This window comes from Photobacterium atrarenae (assembly GCF_024380015.1).
In the GTDB taxonomy this organism is placed as follows: Bacteria; Pseudomonadota; Gammaproteobacteria; order Enterobacterales; family Vibrionaceae; genus Photobacterium; species Photobacterium atrarenae.
In genome coordinates, this window is the sequence record NZ_CP101508.1 from 1,685,711 (window position 1) to 1,700,767 (window position 15,057).

Sequence of the window (15,057 nt, forward strand, 5' to 3'; positions counted from 1 at the left end):
AATATGTGACTAAGGTTAAGATTTTGACTGGTCGGAACATCTGGCATTGATGAAAAGAGCAGCTATCCCCCTGAAATCCAGCGGGTCATTGGTCTAACCAATTATGAATACTGTCAATTTTTGTAGTGGTATACCGCTGTCAAAGCAGGGTGCCAGACGATAAAAACACCCCATCATGATATGTGTTCCTGCTCAAAGTGCAACCGAATGTTAAATATAAGTAAACAGCAATTCCAGGCGTAATACCAATATCGAAGTACTGTAGGAGGATACCTCCCGAATACAGCATCAGCATGACGGTCAGGTGATTTGCTCGATCCCTTCGATACGGTTCTGGGCATTCACCGTGACACGAAAACGCCCTTTGACTCCCAATTGGCTCAGGAATGGTCGAAATCGCGATGCCGGTAACTGCAGCTTCAATCCGTTGTCGGTCACGACCAACACAGTACTCGCTGCACCTGAATAATGATCCAGATATGCCTGGTAGCTGATATACATGGAAAAGATATAGTGTTTCATCATTTCACTTCAAGCTATGACGTAGATTTACTCATTCACGCCTGCTTCTGCTTATTCGCATCTGCTCTTTAACAACATAAAGAAAATAAGGCCTCCGGTGTCAGAGGCCTTGATATTGTTTAGCTCAACGAGCAGATTACTGCTCCAGCGCTTTCTGCACTTTTTCAAACAGATCTTTTGCCAGATTCTCCAGCCCTGCCAGTTTCTCCAGCTCGGCACGCATCAGCGCCTGGCGCTGCGCATCATACTGACGATACTTCAGGAATGGTTCAATCAAACGAGACGCCACCTGTGGGTTACTGGTATTCAACGCCGTCAGGATCTCAGTCAGGAACTGATAGCCAGAGCCATCTTTGGCGTGGAATCGCACCGGGTTGTTGGCACAGAAGCTGGCCACCAGGCTGCGGGTCCGGTTCGGGTTTTTCAGATCAAACGCCGGATGGGCCATGGTCGCGCGAACATTATCCAACGCATTCTCTGCCGGGTTTTTCCCTTGCAAAATAAACCATTTATCCATCACCAGGCCATCATGGGTCCACTTGTCGCTGAAGTCCTTCATTTGTGCTTCACGGCATGGCAGCTGTGCCCCATTGGCCGCAGACATCGCCGCCATGGTATCAGTCATGTTATCCGATTGCTGATACTGAGCCGAAGCCAGCTTGTCCCCCTGCTCGGTATTCGCCAGAAATGCCAGACAGCGGTTCCGCAGCGCGCGCTTGGCCATCGCATCATGCGCGATCGTGTACGCCGGTTGCGCCAGCGAATGGTAGATCGCTGACAGCTCATCAACCATTTCAGTCGCCAGCACTTTTTCCAGCTCGCTGACGACCTGATGAATCGCATCCACATCAACGGTTTCATACCAACCGGCAATTTCGTTTTCGCTCGGCAGGGTCAGCACTTCGGCGATAAATGCAGGATCCAGCGTCTCGTCCAGCAGAACGCCACGGAATGCATCAACGACAGACTCAGGCAGCGCAAATGCTTCACCCTGCTGCACGCGTTTCACGTTCTCGCGGATATACTTCGCCAGCAGGATCTGACCGGCATCCCAACGGGCAAAGGCATTACGGGCATGCACCATCAGGAAGATCAGATCTTCATCACGGTAGTCATATTCCAGGATCACCGGTGCAGAGAACTCGCGCAACATTGAGATGACCGGCTCTTCGTCAACCTGCTCGAACTCAAACACTTGCTCAGCTTCGGTGACATCCAGCACATGGTGAATTTCTTTTCCATTACACTGTAACGCAATAACTTCGCCCTGGCGGTTATACAACTCGATATCAAACGGAATATGCAGCGGCAGCTTCTCTTCCTGGCCTGCTGTTGGTGCTGTATGCTGCTTAATCGTGACGCGGTAACGCTTCTGCGCGGCATCATATTCTGTTGCGACATTCACCACCGGCGTCCCGGCCTGGCTGTACCAGCGGCGGAACTGCGCCAGGCTGATCCCGGAAGCATCTTCCATCGCCTGAACAAAATCATCGCAAGTTGCAGCCGTGCCATCGTGGCGTTCAAAATACAACTTCATTCCTGCCTGGAACTTGGCTTCGCCCAGCAAGGTGTGCATCATCCGAATCACTTCACTACCCTTCTCGTATACGGTCAGGGTGTAGAAGTTATTCATCTCAATCACTTTTTCCGGACGGATAGGATGAGACATCGGACCGCGATCTTCTGCAAACTGCGGGCCGCGCATGATCCGGACATTGTTGATTCGGTTGACCGGACGCGAGCCCAAATCAGACGAGAATTCCTGATCACGGAATACGGTCAGGCCTTCTTTCAGGCTCAGCTGGAACCAGTCCCGACATGTCACCCGGTTCCCGGTCCAGTTGTGGAAGTACTCGTGGCCAATCACGGACTCGATACCCTGATAGTCCGTATCGGTTGCAGTCGACGGGTTCGCCAGCACATATTTGGAGTTAAAGATGTTCAGCCCTTTATTCTCCATCGCCCCCATGTTGAAGAAATCAACAGCAACGATCATGTAGATGTCCAGGTCGTATTCCAGTCCGAAGCGTTCTTCATCCCACTTCATGGAATTGATCAGCGAGGTCATCGCGTAATCGGCGCGATCCAGGTTGCCTTTATCGACAAAGATCTCCAGGGCAACATTGCGCCCACTTTTCGTGGTATAAGTATCGCGCAGCACATCAAAATCGCCGGCGACCAGCGCAAACAAGTAGCTTGGTTTCGGGAACGGGTCTTCCCACTGTACCCAATGGCGGCCATTGTCCAGTTCACCGGCATCAATCCGGTTCCCGTTGCTCAGCAGGTATGGCATGGACGCTTGGTCGGCAATCACCTTGGTTTTAAAGCGCGCCAGGACATCCGGGCGATCGAGATAGAAGGTGATCCGACGGAAGCCTTCTGCTTCACATTGGGTACAGAAGCCCTCACCTGACTTATACAAGCCTTCAAGCAGCGTGTTTTTCTGCGGGTTGATTTCGGTTTCAATGGTCAACTCGAACGCAGCCGGGACATTATGAATCGTCAAACCGCTGTCAGTCTCTTGATAATCCGTCCAGGATTCACCATTGATTTCCAAGCGTACCAGTTTCAGGCTATCGCCGTCTAAGATCAACGACGTGGCTTGCACTGCCTGACGCTTTACCTGGCTCACCGCAACAACACGGGTGGCCGTATCATGCAGGTCAAACGTCAGGTCGATATCGGTAATGGTATAGTCTGGTGCCTGGTAATCTGCTCGATACTTGGCTGTCGGCTGTGTGGTGGTCGGTTGTTCGGCCATATTCGGTTTCCTTGTTTTTTCCGCCATGGCGGTGATGCCATGATGAGCGGCTGACACCTGTCATTATTCTGTCTTTGCGGCTGCCTCACAAGAGCAGCCAGCCGGTTTCATAGACAGACACCACGGGAATCACGTATTCCGGGGCATCCTATTGCCTATTCTTAAAAAAGCGATCGTAGTACGTCTTATCTCCCCGAAATACCATTGCAAATACAGGGTTAAGAAGACGAAATCCAGAAGATTACTCTTTATGAAAATAATATGGTGAGCAGACTTGTTGTTTTCAAGGTTTCGGCGTAAGGTACGTCCCTATTTTTTTAGTCTATTTGGGATGCTTACGGCCAAAATAGACTCAAAATAATGTAATATTCTCGGATTGCGATAGACAACTACATTAGCTATGACTCATACAGGACACACTGGGGTAATCGAATCCCTGCTTGATACTGATGCATATAAATTGCATATGCAGCAAGCGATTTTTCATCAATACCCTAATATTGAAGCGGTTGCAGAGTTTCATTGCCGTAGCCAAGAAGACCTTCGTCCTTACTGCCACGACATTCAAGCCCAGATCAATCAACTGGGTACGCTCTCCTTTACAGAAGATGAGCTGGCCTACCTGGCGACACTGCCTTTCTTCACCGCCGATTACCTGGACTACCTGAAAACCTTCAAGCTCAACAGTGATCAGGTTAATGTTGATGCCTCCGGCGAACAGCTGACTATTAAAATCACCGGTAAATGGCTCGATATCATTCTGTGGGAAGTGCCGCTACTGGCGGTCATTAGCGAAGTTCGCTCATCAATATGCTATCCGGAATCCTCGACAGAAGATGCCATTGAGCGACTCAAAGTGAAGCTGGCAAATTTCTACCAAAAAGCAAAAGCAGGCGACACCGATTTAAGCGAATTTGCATTGGTCGACTTCGGTACCCGTCGCCGTTTTTCCAAAGCCGTCCACGAAACGATTGTTGATTATCTGAAAGAGAACGTGCCGGAGTTCAAAGGTACCTCCAACTACCACCTGGCCCATACCCGCGGCTTAACGCCCGTCGGTACCCAGGCGCATGAGTGGTTCCAGGCACACCAGCAACTGGCCGGCGAGTTGGCAGATTCCCAGCAATTGGCTCTGAACCGCTGGTTACAGGAGTATCCGGATTCACTCGGAATTGCCCTCACCGACTGCATCAACATGGATGCCTTCCTACGCGACTTTGACCTGCGCTTATCGGAGCGCTTTAGCGGCCTGCGTCATGACAGCGGGGACCCGATTGCCTGGGGTGAAAAAGCAATCCGCCACTATGAATCGCTGGGCATTGATCCAAAGAGCAAGACACTGGTTTTCTCCGACAGCCTGACCCTGGATAAAGCCTTGGAGATCTACAAACAGTTTGCCCACCGCGTTAACCTCAGCTTCGGGATCGGCACCCAACTGACTTGTGACTTGCCGGGTGTGGATACCCTGAACATCGTCATTAAGCTGACTGAATGTGAAGGTCGTCCGGTTGCGAAAATTTCTGATGAGCCCGGCAAAAGCATCTGCCAGGATGAAGACTACCTGTTGCAGCTTCGTCAAGCCTTTAAGCTGGCCAATAGCTGAATTCCCCTCTTACTCAGCAAAAAAGGCTTGCCACTACTGGCAAGCCTTTTTGATGCCGTTGATGTTCATGAAGATGTTCATGAAGCATCGTGGACCCAGATCACCCCACTACTCTCGCACCATCACCGCTTCCATACCGAATTGCTTATTGGTCAAGGTCAGGGTATCTGATCCCAGACGGAATTGGCTGTCATGCTGGCCATCTTCATAAATCAGCACAATGCGGTCATCTTCAATAAAGTAAATACCCTGGTGCTCGCGGTTCCGTCCGTCATCACCGGAGACCTTGGCCGAGAACAGAAAGTCAGGCCGCAGAGAAATGGCTAACTCAGAAACCCCATCGCCGACATCCCGTCCTGAAATCCGCGATGAACGCCAGTTCCCCGGCAGGTTTTCTGGTGCCAACTTAGTAAAACGCGCGCCATCAAGAATGAATTGGTTATAACTGAGCAGGTAACTATGTTGTTGTTCCGGTTGACCTTTAGCCCGGAAAATAACCGAGCTTTCATCGATATCATATATCCCTTCCCAGGCTTCGATCGTCCCGTCGACCTGAAGCAAACGAATCACAAACTGATAGGAAGATTTAAACTTGATATTCATTGCCCGGTAACTGACGCCATCGGTCACCACCCCGTCGTTGGTGCTACTGAACCAATACCAGTCACCCAACAATAAAGGGTAATCAAACTCTGTTAAATCATCGGCATAGGAAAATGAACTAAAGAATAACACAACCGCGAGCAGTGACGATTTCAACATAGCGCTACCCCAACAACAAAATGAAGTCCTTCTTAAACCCTAGTCGGCAAACAGGCGCTACGCATAAAAATGATGAGCAATCTCACACGAATTCCGGCGGCCATCTCACTCTTAAGACATGCCTGAACACGAGAAGAAACTGTGAATACAAGGGAATAGAACACCTGCGTGCTGCGGCGCGTGCACAAACATAAAATACAGGCATAAAAAAACGGTACCGGAATCGGTACCGTTTGAGACGAACAATGGTAAAAAGCTTAGCTTGATGCCCTGATCAAGTCCGCAGTGATCGCCACCGCCTCATCAAGGTAGGCATCCGGTGCTTCGTAATCTTTAGGAATGTCATCTAAAGTTGCGAATACCTTTTTACCCATCGCTTTCTGACGCTTATTCAGGCGAGCCAAACGTTCAACATCATCTTTCTCCTGCTCAGCAATTCGTTTCTGCTCATTCAGAGAAATCGTATTCACATCTTTCTCTTGCTGATAACGCTTGATGTCTTCCAGAATAAAGCCAAACTCCAGATCTGACTTAATCCGGCTTTCGTGCTTCGCGATCAGGTTTTTCAGCATTGGTGAGAAGTTATACACCTTCTGGTATTTCGCCGGCTTAATGCTGTCCCAAGGCAAGGCGTTATCTTCTACACTTTCACCCGTTTCTGACGGATCAACCGCTGACGGGAATGGGACATCCGGGACAACCCCCAAATTCTGAGTGCTGCCGCCATTAATCCGGTAGAACTTCTGAATGGTGTACTGCACATGGCCCAATGGCTGATCAAATAAATCATAAATATGATTCAGCGAGCGGTGTTGCTGTACTGTACCTTTCCCGAACGATTGCTCACCAAGAACCACAGCACGGCCATAATCTTGCATCGCAGCCGCAAAGATCTCAGACGCCGATGCACTGTAACGGTTGACCAGAACGGTCAGCGGATTATCAAAGTAAACTCGATCATCAGAATCGCCGTTTACTTTCACCCGACCATAACTATCACGCACCTGCACTACCGGACCACTGTTAATAAACAGCCCGGTCAGCGCGGTGGCTTCTGTCAGCGCACCACCACCATTGTTCCGCAAGTCAATCACAATACCATCGACTTGCTGATTATTGAGTTCAGCCAGCTCTTTCTTGGTATCTTCCGACAGGCCGACATAGAAGCTCGGGATTTCGATCACCCCGATCTTGCGCCCTTGCGAAAACTTAACTTCGGACTTAACGGCTCGATCTTCCAGACGGATCTTGTCACGAACAATCGTAACATCATAACTTTTGGTATTGCTCCCTTCCGGCAGGATCTGCAGTTTCACTTTGCTGCCTTTCGGGCCTTTGATTAGCTGAACCACATCATCCAGACGCCAGCCAACCACATCTACCATTTCCTTGCCGTCTTGCGCAACACCGATAATTCGATCCCCTGCCGACAAGCGTTTGGAGTCTGAAGCAGGTCCACCTGCAACCAGCGAGCGGATCACGGTATAGTCATCCACCACTTGCAACACCGCCCCAATCCCTTCCAGGGACAGGTTCATTTCTGCCTGGAACTGCTCGGCATTTCTCGGCGACAGGTAACTGGTGTGCGGATCGACTTCACGGGCAAACGCATTCATATAAATCTGAAACACATCCTCATTATGAGTCTGAGTCAGACGCTTGAGCGCATTGTTATACCGCTTGCTGAGCGTTTCTTTGATCTCAGGCCATTTCTTGCCGGTGAGCTTCAGGTTCAGCGCATCGTATTTCACCCGCTTGCGCCAAATCTCATTGAGTTCGTTGCGATCTTTTGGCCACGGCAATTCCGAACGGTCAATCACAAAGTCTTCATCAGCCGTGAAGGTGATTTCCCGATCAAGCAATGTCAGGGCATATTGATAGCGGTCATATCGACGCTTGAGAGATTTATTAAAAATATCATAAGCAGCAGTGGACTCACCGCGTTTCAGCTGGTCATCCAACTGATACTGCCACTGTTCAAACTGTCGGACATCCGACGCGGTAAGGAAGCTTTTATTGAAGTCCAACATTTCGATGTAGCGTTCAAAAATGCTGGCCGAGAACTGATCGTCTAAGCTGAATTGCTTGTAATGCGAACGGGTAAACCGCGACGCTATCCTTTTGCTAGCCGTGGCATGTTGCTTTTCGGGCACCAGCACCGGCAAATCACTTAGCGAATATTTTGCCTCAAGGGCTTGTGCTGAAGCTGCCAGCATCATGCCGGCAGCGATCAGTGAGAAACGGAATCGACATTTCATACGTCGAGCATTCTCCTTTACGAACGAAGGTGCTCCGCTTTAACAACCATGGTCAACCCATTGGTTAAACGTACACGTACATCGCCCTTATTAATTTCAACGATAGTCGCCGGCATGTTTCCGTTGCCCATGTTGACACTGACAGATTTACCAACGGTAACTTCATCAGCGTTCAGTGCACGGGTCGTTTCTGCTGGCTTTTTATTTAGCTTAGTCGTTTTTTGTTTGGTGCTCTTAGGTTTAGACGATTTCGCGCGAATTTTTTTCGTCTTCTCCTCACCATCTTGGCTTGCAGCAGCTTTCGCTTCTGCCTGCTCTTTACGGCGAGCACGGACACGGGCCTTGCTCTCTTCAAGTGCTTTTTTCGCGTGCTCTACGTGTTCCTCTTCCAGCACGCCACACTCGTTGCCGTCAAGATCAACACGACTGACACCGGCTTTCACACCGTGCAGGTAACGCCAGGAAGAAGTGTATTGACGCAGTGCAGTACGCAGCTGGGTCTTACTCACCTTCGGGTCTTCGCTCAGACGTTCTGCCAGCTCTTGGAAGATACCAATTTTCAGTGGCTTAGCTTCACCTTCAACGGTAAAGCATTTTGGGAAACGCTCAGCAATGTAGGCAATCACTTCTTTACTGTTCGTTAGCTTTTCAGAGTTTTCCATGGACTTTCCTGACAATGCGAGTGAGACTCGCCTTTAGTACTTTGATCAAAAAGAAATTGTCTCGCTATTATAGTTACCTAGCACTGAAAAACCACAATAAGCATTCAATTAGAGCCTTTTTTGTAATTCCTTGACCAAACTCACTAGCCCATCCTCATCGGATTGGTCAAATCTTGATAAAGTTGGGCTATCAATGTCCAGTACACCACAAAGCTCACCATCCACACTGAATGGAATGACAATCTCAGAGTTACTGGCGGCGTCACAGGCAATATGCCCTTCAAACTGGTGCACATCCGCAATCCGCTGCACTTTATTTTCAGCGATGGCTGTACCACACACACCTCGCCCTACCGGGATGCGCACACACGCCGGGTTGCCCTGGAACGGACCGAGAACCAGCTGTTCGCCTTTCAGAAAGTAGAAGCCGGCCCAGTTAATATCTTCTAACTCCATAAAGAGTAACGCACTAATATTAGAGATATTAGCAATCAGATCCGGCTCGCCTTCAACCAGTGATATCGCTTGTTTTGTGAGTCTTTCGTAAAACGCTGACTTATTTTCCATGGCTTACTCCTTAATTAGCCTCTAAAATAGAACCCTTTGTAATAATAGGAATCATTATCACTGTGAAAGACAACGAAAACCAAATGATTAACTGGTCTTGGCTGGTAACGCAAGCAAAACATCACCGGCCAAGGCTCATTGCTGCCAATATCATCGCCGTGCTCGCGACTCTGATTAGTGTGCCGATTCCCCTGCTGATGCCACTCATGGTCGATGAGATTTTGCTGGATAAACCAGCCCAGGGCATTGAGTTCCTTAACTTTTTCCTGCCTCAATCGCTCCAGGGGCCGACCGCATACATCTTTCTGGTCCTCCTGTTCGTCGTTCTGATGCGGATCAGCAGCCAGGCCTTGAACATTTTGCAAAGCCGCCAATTTACCCTGGTTGCCAAAAACATCACCTTCAGTATCCGCCGCCACCTGATCGATAAGCTCGGCCGGATCAGCATGCGTCAGTATGAGGAAAAAGGCAGCGGCGGCATCACCTCGCATCTGATCACGGATGTGGAAACCATCGATAAATTTGTCGGCGACACCCTGAGCCGCTTCCTGGTCGGCTTGCTGACCGTGGTTGGCACCGCGGTGATCCTGCTGTGGCTGAACTGGCAACTGGGACTGTTCATTCTGCTGGTCAACCCGATTGTTGTGTATGCCTCCAAGAAAATGGGAAACCGGGTCAAAACCCTCAAACGGAAAGAAAACCAGGCATTTGAGAAATTTCAGCAGCGTCTGGTCGAAACCCTGGATGGGATATACCAACTGCGCGCCTCAAACCGGGAACGGGAGTTTCTGGCCCAACTCAAGTCTAATGCAGACAAAATCCGCTACGACGCGGATAAATATGCCTGGCAATCGGAAGCGGCCGGTCGGATCTCTTTCCTGCTGTTTCTGGTTGGGTTTGAACTGTTCCGGGCCATGGCGATGGTCATGGTGCTGTTTACCGATCTGACCATCGGCCAGATGTTCGCCGTGTTTGGCTACCTGTGGTTTATGCTGGGCCCGGTTCAAGAGCTGCTCGGTATCCAGTTTGCGTGGTACGGGGCCTCAGCTGCGATGCAACGTCTCAATGGCCTGATTGCGCTGGAAGAAGAAGTGCGTCCGGTGGCCAAAGTGAATCCATTTCAAGCAGGGGAAGCACTACAAATCGATGTCCGCGATCTGCATTTTGCCTACGATGAAGATAAAGAAGTGCTTCGTGGCCTGAACTTATCAATTCCTGCTGGAAAACGTGTGGCACTGGTAGGCTCTTCCGGTGGCGGGAAGTCAACCTTAATCCAACTGCTGCTGGGGATTTATCAAAAAGACAACGGTGATATTCTGATCAATGGCGTCCCGGTTGAAGACGTCAGCTACGAAGCACTGCGAGAAAAGATGGCCGTCGTGCTGCAACACCCGGTTCTGTTCAATGACACCCTGCGCAACAACCTCTGCATGGGCGCACAGTTTAGCGATGAACAGTTGTGGCAAGCGCTGGAAATTGCTCAGATGATGGATGTAACCGAACGGCTGACCAACGGACTGGATACCGAAATCGGTCGCCAGGGGATCCGCCTCTCCGGTGGCCAGCGTCAGCGTCTGGCAATCGCCCGGATGATTCTGGCAAACCCAGACTTTGTGATCCTGGACGAGGCAACCTCAGCGCTCGATACTGCAACGGAAGCTGCCCTGCACAAAGCCCTGAATGAGTTTCTGGCGGATCGAACCACGCTGATTGTTGCGCACCGTTTATCTGCAGTTAAGCAAGCTGATTTAATCTATGTACTCGAAGACGGCCAGGTGAGCCAGTCGGGTACACACGCTGAGCTGGTGAGTGAAGCAGGGTTATATCAAACCCTGTATGGTTCTGTGCAATCTTCCGAGCCGCATGCGGTGTCTCCCTCAGAATCTCAGACCGATACGCAACTCGCTGTAGCCAGAGTGAATGTAAAATAATATAGTGTTCATTTTTTACAGCGTCGGCTAAAAGTGCCTATTTATTAGCCGCATAAAGGATTAAACCACCATGTCACTGGCAAGACGATGTCCCGGATGCGATTTAGCCATCATGCCGCAGGTCGCCCAACAAGGACAAAGTGCCTATTGCCCGCGTTGCAATACGCGTTTGTACCGTGGCGGTGCGTCGCGTTTCAACAGTGAGCTGGCCATTGCCCTGGCGTGTTTAATCCTTTTCATCCCTGCACATGCATTTCCGCTGATCACCATCCGCCTGTTCGGGGTGATGATCCCAGCAACGCTGCCGTCAGGCACCTTGACTCTGGCCGCAGACTTCCCAATCGTCGCTCTGCTCATCCTGTTTTGCAGCAGCATCGCCCCGTTGCTGGTCAGCCTCTCGGTGCTCAGCGCTCAGGCCGGTCTGAAATGGCGGCGCTTCTCGCTGTTTCGGACTTCCCTGACCGTGATCGAACACCTCAGAAATTGGGCGATGTTTGATGTGTTCCTGGTCGGGCTGGCGATCTCCTGCTTTAAAGTGCAGGATTATGCTGACATTTATGTCGGGCCCGGCCTGTATTCACTGGTGATTCTGCAAATTCTGATGTCACTGCTAATCACCCGGGTCAGTGTCCACCGCTACTGGGAAGCCTGGCAGCCGGAGGGCGAGCATCGCGACGACGAGCTCAAGGCCCAGTGCCATAGCTGCCATTTGACCCAGGCTCAGGGCGAGCACTGTATTCGCTGTTCGGCTCCGCTGTATCACCGGATCCCCCACTCGATCCAGAAAACCTGGGCGTACCTGATCGCTGCGACGGTGTTTATTTTTCCGGCGAATCTGTATCCGATCTCCATTTTTCTGAATAACGGTAAGCGAGTGGAAGACACCATCTTTTCCGGCGTGGCCTCACTGATCAATAGTGGCATGACCGGAATTGCCGTGATCATTTTTGTCGCCAGTATTGTGGTTCCAGTCGCCAAAATCCTCGGACTGGCATTTCTGCTGCTGGCCATCCAGTTTAAGCGACAGGTCAACCACCGGCACCGAATGGTGATTTTCCGCATCATTCAATGGGTTGGTAAATGGTCGATGGTTGATCTGTTTGTCATTTCAATTATGGTGACGCTGATTGACCGTGATCAGCTCCTTGATTTTACACCCGGTCCGGGGGCAATTGCCTTCGGCGTCGTGGTCGTACTTACCATGCTGGCTGCCGAAAGCCTGGATTCTCGTCTGATATGGGACAACTATGAACGACAGACTCGATAATCAACAACCTGAACCTGTAAACCTCAAACGGGATCGTGGTATCTCTCCCCTTTGGATCCTCCCGTTGCTGGCGCTCATTTTAGCCGGCTGGCTGGTCTACAAAGCGGTCAATGAAGCCGGCCAGCGGATCAAGATTCATTTCAGCGATGCCGCCGGGCTAGTGGCTGGCCGCACCACGATCCGCTACCAGGGCCTGGAAGTCGGGATCGTGCGGGATGTCATTCTGTCGAAAGATTTACAAAGCATCTACGCCGAAGCGGATATCTACCCGGAAGCGGTCAAAACCTTAAAAGAAGGAACCCAATTCTGGCTGGTCAAACCCAAGGCATCGATCACTGGGATCTCCGGCCTGGATGCCCTGGTCTCAGGCAACTACATCGCCATGCAACCGGGCCATGGTGACAGTGCCGATGAGTTTACCGCGCTGGAGACACAGCCCTCCGATCTGACGCTGGGAGAAGGACTGAAGCTTCAGCTCCGCGCGCCCAGCCTGGGTTCAATCAACATCGGCTCTCAGGTGATGTACAAACAGATCCCGGTCGGCGAAGTCTATAACTACACCCTCAGTGACAGTAAAAAACGCGTCCTGATTGATTTGCTGATCAAGCCGCAATATGCCGAGCTGGTGACAAATAAAAGCCGTTTCTGGAATGTCAGCGGCATGAGCGCCAATGTCGGCTTTAACGGCATTGATGTGCAGTTTGAAAGTTTGTCGGCCATGATCGGCGGGGCCATTGCCTTCGACTCTCCGGATGAAGGCGTCCCAATCCAACCCGATAAACAGTTCCGACTGTACCCGGATTTGAATACTGCCGGACGCGGGATTGCGATCACCATCGAACTACCCGACCATAACAATGTCAGCGCCAACGGTGCCCCGATCATTTATCGCGGGCTGGAAATCGGCAAGATTTCCGATTTGCGCCTCGACAAGAAACGCCATAAAGTTATAGCCCACGCTGCTATTGAGCCGAGCATGAGCGAGCTGCTCACCACAGGCTCACGGATGCTATTGGAGGAAGCCGAGGTGTCCCTGACCGGGGTCAAGAACATCGGTAACCTGATCCGCGGCAACTTCCTGACCCTGATCCCGGGCAACGGCGAGACAGCCCGCCACTTTGTCGCCATCACCCAGGATCAGCTCCAGGAGCAGCAACCCGGCGTCGCCACCTTCTCCCTGTATGCCGATCACAGTTATGGCGTCAAACGCGGCACCCGCCTCAAACACCGCGGCCTGGAAGTGGGCCGGGTGAAAAGTGTCACCCTGGAGAAAAACAGGGTTCGCTTTGATGTCATTGTCCTGCCTGAGCATACTGCCCTGGTTCGTTCGGCCAGCCGCTTCTATTTAGATGGCGGGATTAACGCGACGATTGGTGCCCAGGGGCTGAATGTGAGTGTGCCACCGGCCGATCAACTGATCAGCCAGAGCATCAGTTTTACCAGCAGCGGCAGCCGCAAGATCCTGGCCCACTACCCGCTCTACCCAAGTGAACAACTCGCGACCCTGGCGGCTGAGAAGCAACAGGGGCAATCCACCTTTACCCTGTTTGCTGATGAACTACCGCCGGTCTCCGTGGGAAGCCCGGTGCTCTATCGCAACCTGCCGGTCGGTGAAGTGAAAAACTACGCGCTCACTCGTGACGGCGTCACAGTTAGCCTGGCTGTGAAGAATAAATATCGCCACTTAATCAACGCCGATACGGTCTTCTGGAATCGCTCTGGTGTAGAAGTAGAAGCCGGGATCGGCGGGGTCAGCATCAAAGCGGATCCACTCACCACCTTGGTCAAAGGCGGCATTGCGTTTGATACCCTGCCGGGCGTCGCCAACAAAGCCGGAAAACGTTTCAAGCTTTACCCGAGCCTGAAAGAAGCCAAGAACTTCGGCCTGACCATTACCCTGACAGCCAGTGATGCCAAAGCAATTTCCGTCAATTCGGATATTCGCTATCAGGGCGTCAATGTCGGCAAGGTGCTGGATATTATTCCGAACTTCAAAGCCGGTAATGTCAGTATCCAGGCGCGTCTCTTCCCGCAATATGCCAGCCAGCTGGCCAAGGCAAACAGCCATTTCTGGCTGGTGACGCCGAAGATCAGCCTGTCAGGTGCCAAAAATCTCGACTCTCTGCTCAGCAGCTATATAGCTGTTGAGCCTGGCTCCGGTACTTATGCGCAAAGCTTCACGCTGGGCAGTACCGAACTGGCCGAATCCGGCCTGACCGTCATTCTGGAAAGTGAAGAACGCGGCTCCATCAGTGAAGGGACACCGCTCTTGTATCGTGATATGCAAGTCGGCCAAGTGGTGAATGTTTCACTGGGCGATCTTGCTGATCGCATCATTATCAAAGCCCAGATTGATGAAGCCTACAGCCACCTGGTACGCACCGACAGTGTATTCTGGAATGTCTCCGGTTTGGATGTCACCATTGGCCTGACCGGCGCCAATGTCGAAAGCGGCACCGTAGATAGTTTACTTCGCGGCGGTATTGCTTTCGCTACACCAGAGCAACAGCCGCTGTCACCGATCGCGGCATCAGAGACGCACTTCCTGTTACACCGGCAAGCCAAACCGCAATGGCGCGCCTGGCGCACAGCCATTCCCCGTCACTAGCCAGTGAACCAGAAGCAGAAGGAGCGCACCCGCGCTCCTTTTTTCTTGGTGACGTCATTCAGATAATCGATTATTCACCGGCTTTGGTATAAACTCACGCTCCAAGCTAGTTAACC

General features: G+C 51.3%; 10 protein-coding genes. 4 read left to right on the forward strand and 6 right to left on the reverse strand.

The genetic code is table 11. The features are described 5' to 3' along the window. Positions 1–300: 300 nt before the first annotated feature. Both NNL38_RS08000 and pepN read right to left on the reverse strand, forming a co-directional pair. The gene (locus NNL38_RS08000) at positions 301–522 is read right to left on the reverse strand and encodes a DUF2835 domain-containing protein (protein WP_255390597.1); all 222 of its coding nucleotides are present in this window, start codon (positions 520–522) and stop codon (positions 301–303) included. 136 nt (positions 523–658) lie between these two features. Beyond that, positions 659–3,283, reverse strand: a complete 2,625-nt coding sequence (gene pepN / locus NNL38_RS08005) for an aminopeptidase N (RefSeq protein ID WP_255390484.1) — start codon at positions 3,281–3,283, stop codon at positions 659–661. Positions 3,284–3,683: 400 nt separating this feature from the next. On the opposite strand from pepN, the gene pncB reads away from it, so the two are divergent. Beyond that, the gene (pncB, locus tag NNL38_RS08010) at positions 3,684–4,886 is read left to right on the forward strand and encodes a nicotinate phosphoribosyltransferase (RefSeq protein WP_255390485.1); all 1,203 of its coding nucleotides are present in this window, start codon (positions 3,684–3,686) and stop codon (positions 4,884–4,886) included. 108 nt (positions 4,887–4,994) lie between these two features. On the opposite strand, the gene NNL38_RS08015 is transcribed toward pncB, so the two are convergent. The 4 genes from NNL38_RS08015 to NNL38_RS08030 form a co-directional block, all read right to left on the reverse strand. Next, positions 4,995–5,648, reverse strand: a complete 654-nt coding sequence (locus NNL38_RS08015; RefSeq protein WP_255390486.1) for a hypothetical protein — start codon at positions 5,646–5,648, stop codon at positions 4,995–4,997. A gap of 257 nt (positions 5,649–5,905) precedes the next feature. Beyond that, positions 5,906–7,906 (reverse strand): carboxy terminal-processing peptidase, encoded by a 2,001-nt coding sequence (prc, locus tag NNL38_RS08020; protein ID WP_255390487.1) that lies wholly within the window; start codon positions 7,904–7,906, stop codon positions 5,906–5,908. 17 nt (positions 7,907–7,923) lie between these two features. Continuing rightward, positions 7,924–8,568: an RNA chaperone ProQ gene (gene proQ / locus NNL38_RS08025; RefSeq protein ID WP_255390488.1), complete on the reverse strand. Its 645-nt coding sequence runs from the start codon at positions 8,566–8,568 to the stop codon at positions 7,924–7,926. A gap of 108 nt (positions 8,569–8,676) precedes the next feature. Next, on the reverse strand, positions 8,677–9,135 hold the full coding sequence (locus tag NNL38_RS08030) for a free L-methionine (R)-S-oxide reductase MsrC (RefSeq protein WP_255390489.1): 459 nt from the start codon (positions 9,133–9,135) through the stop codon (positions 8,677–8,679). Positions 9,136–9,218: 83 nt separating this feature from the next. Here NNL38_RS08030 and NNL38_RS08035 point away from each other — a divergent pair, with 83 nt between their 5' ends. The 3 genes from NNL38_RS08035 (at position 9,219) to NNL38_RS08045 (ending at position 14,941) form a co-directional block, all read left to right on the forward strand. Further along, a complete protein-coding gene (locus NNL38_RS08035) occupies positions 9,219–11,066 on the forward strand; it encodes an ABC transporter ATP-binding protein (protein ID WP_255390490.1) in 1,848 nt (615 codons plus the stop codon). A 70-nt stretch (positions 11,067–11,136) separates the two neighbouring features. After that, complete coding sequence (locus NNL38_RS08040) at positions 11,137–12,333, forward strand: paraquat-inducible protein A (RefSeq protein WP_255390491.1); 1,197 nt, start codon at positions 11,137–11,139, stop codon at positions 12,331–12,333. Beyond that, a complete protein-coding gene (locus NNL38_RS08045) occupies positions 12,314–14,941 on the forward strand; it encodes an MlaD family protein (RefSeq protein WP_255390492.1) in 2,628 nt (875 codons plus the stop codon). The genes NNL38_RS08040 and NNL38_RS08045 overlap by 20 nt, the downstream gene beginning before the upstream one ends. The last annotated feature ends 116 nt before the right edge of the window (positions 14,942–15,057 follow it).

What these genes read in the sequence shown, in the direction of transcription:
- NNL38_RS08035 (WP_255390490.1), top strand. Translation starts at nt 9,219, where the DNA reads ATGATTAACTGGTCTTGGCTGGTAACGCAAGCAAAACATCACCGGCCA.
- pncB (WP_255390485.1), top strand. Translation starts at nt 3,684, where the DNA reads ATGACTCATACAGGACACACTGGGGTAATCGAATCCCTGCTTGATACT.
- pepN (WP_255390484.1), bottom strand. Translation starts at nt 3,283, where the DNA reads ATGGCCGAACAACCGACCACCACACAGCCGACAGCCAAGTATCGAGCA.
- NNL38_RS08000 (WP_255390597.1), bottom strand. Translation starts at nt 522, where the DNA reads ATGAAACACTATATCTTTTCCATGTATATCAGCTACCAGGCATATCTG.
- NNL38_RS08015 (WP_255390486.1), bottom strand. Translation starts at nt 5,648, where the DNA reads ATGTTGAAATCGTCACTGCTCGCGGTTGTGTTATTCTTTAGTTCATTT.
- NNL38_RS08030 (WP_255390489.1), bottom strand. Translation starts at nt 9,135, where the DNA reads ATGGAAAATAAGTCAGCGTTTTACGAAAGACTCACAAAACAAGCGATA.
- NNL38_RS08040 (WP_255390491.1), top strand. Translation starts at nt 11,137, where the DNA reads ATGTCACTGGCAAGACGATGTCCCGGATGCGATTTAGCCATCATGCCG.
- prc (WP_255390487.1), bottom strand. Translation starts at nt 7,906, where the DNA reads ATGAAATGTCGATTCCGTTTCTCACTGATCGCTGCCGGCATGATGCTG.
- proQ (WP_255390488.1), bottom strand. Translation starts at nt 8,568, where the DNA reads ATGGAAAACTCTGAAAAGCTAACGAACAGTAAAGAAGTGATTGCCTAC.
- NNL38_RS08045 (WP_255390492.1), top strand. Translation starts at nt 12,314, where the DNA reads ATGAACGACAGACTCGATAATCAACAACCTGAACCTGTAAACCTCAAA.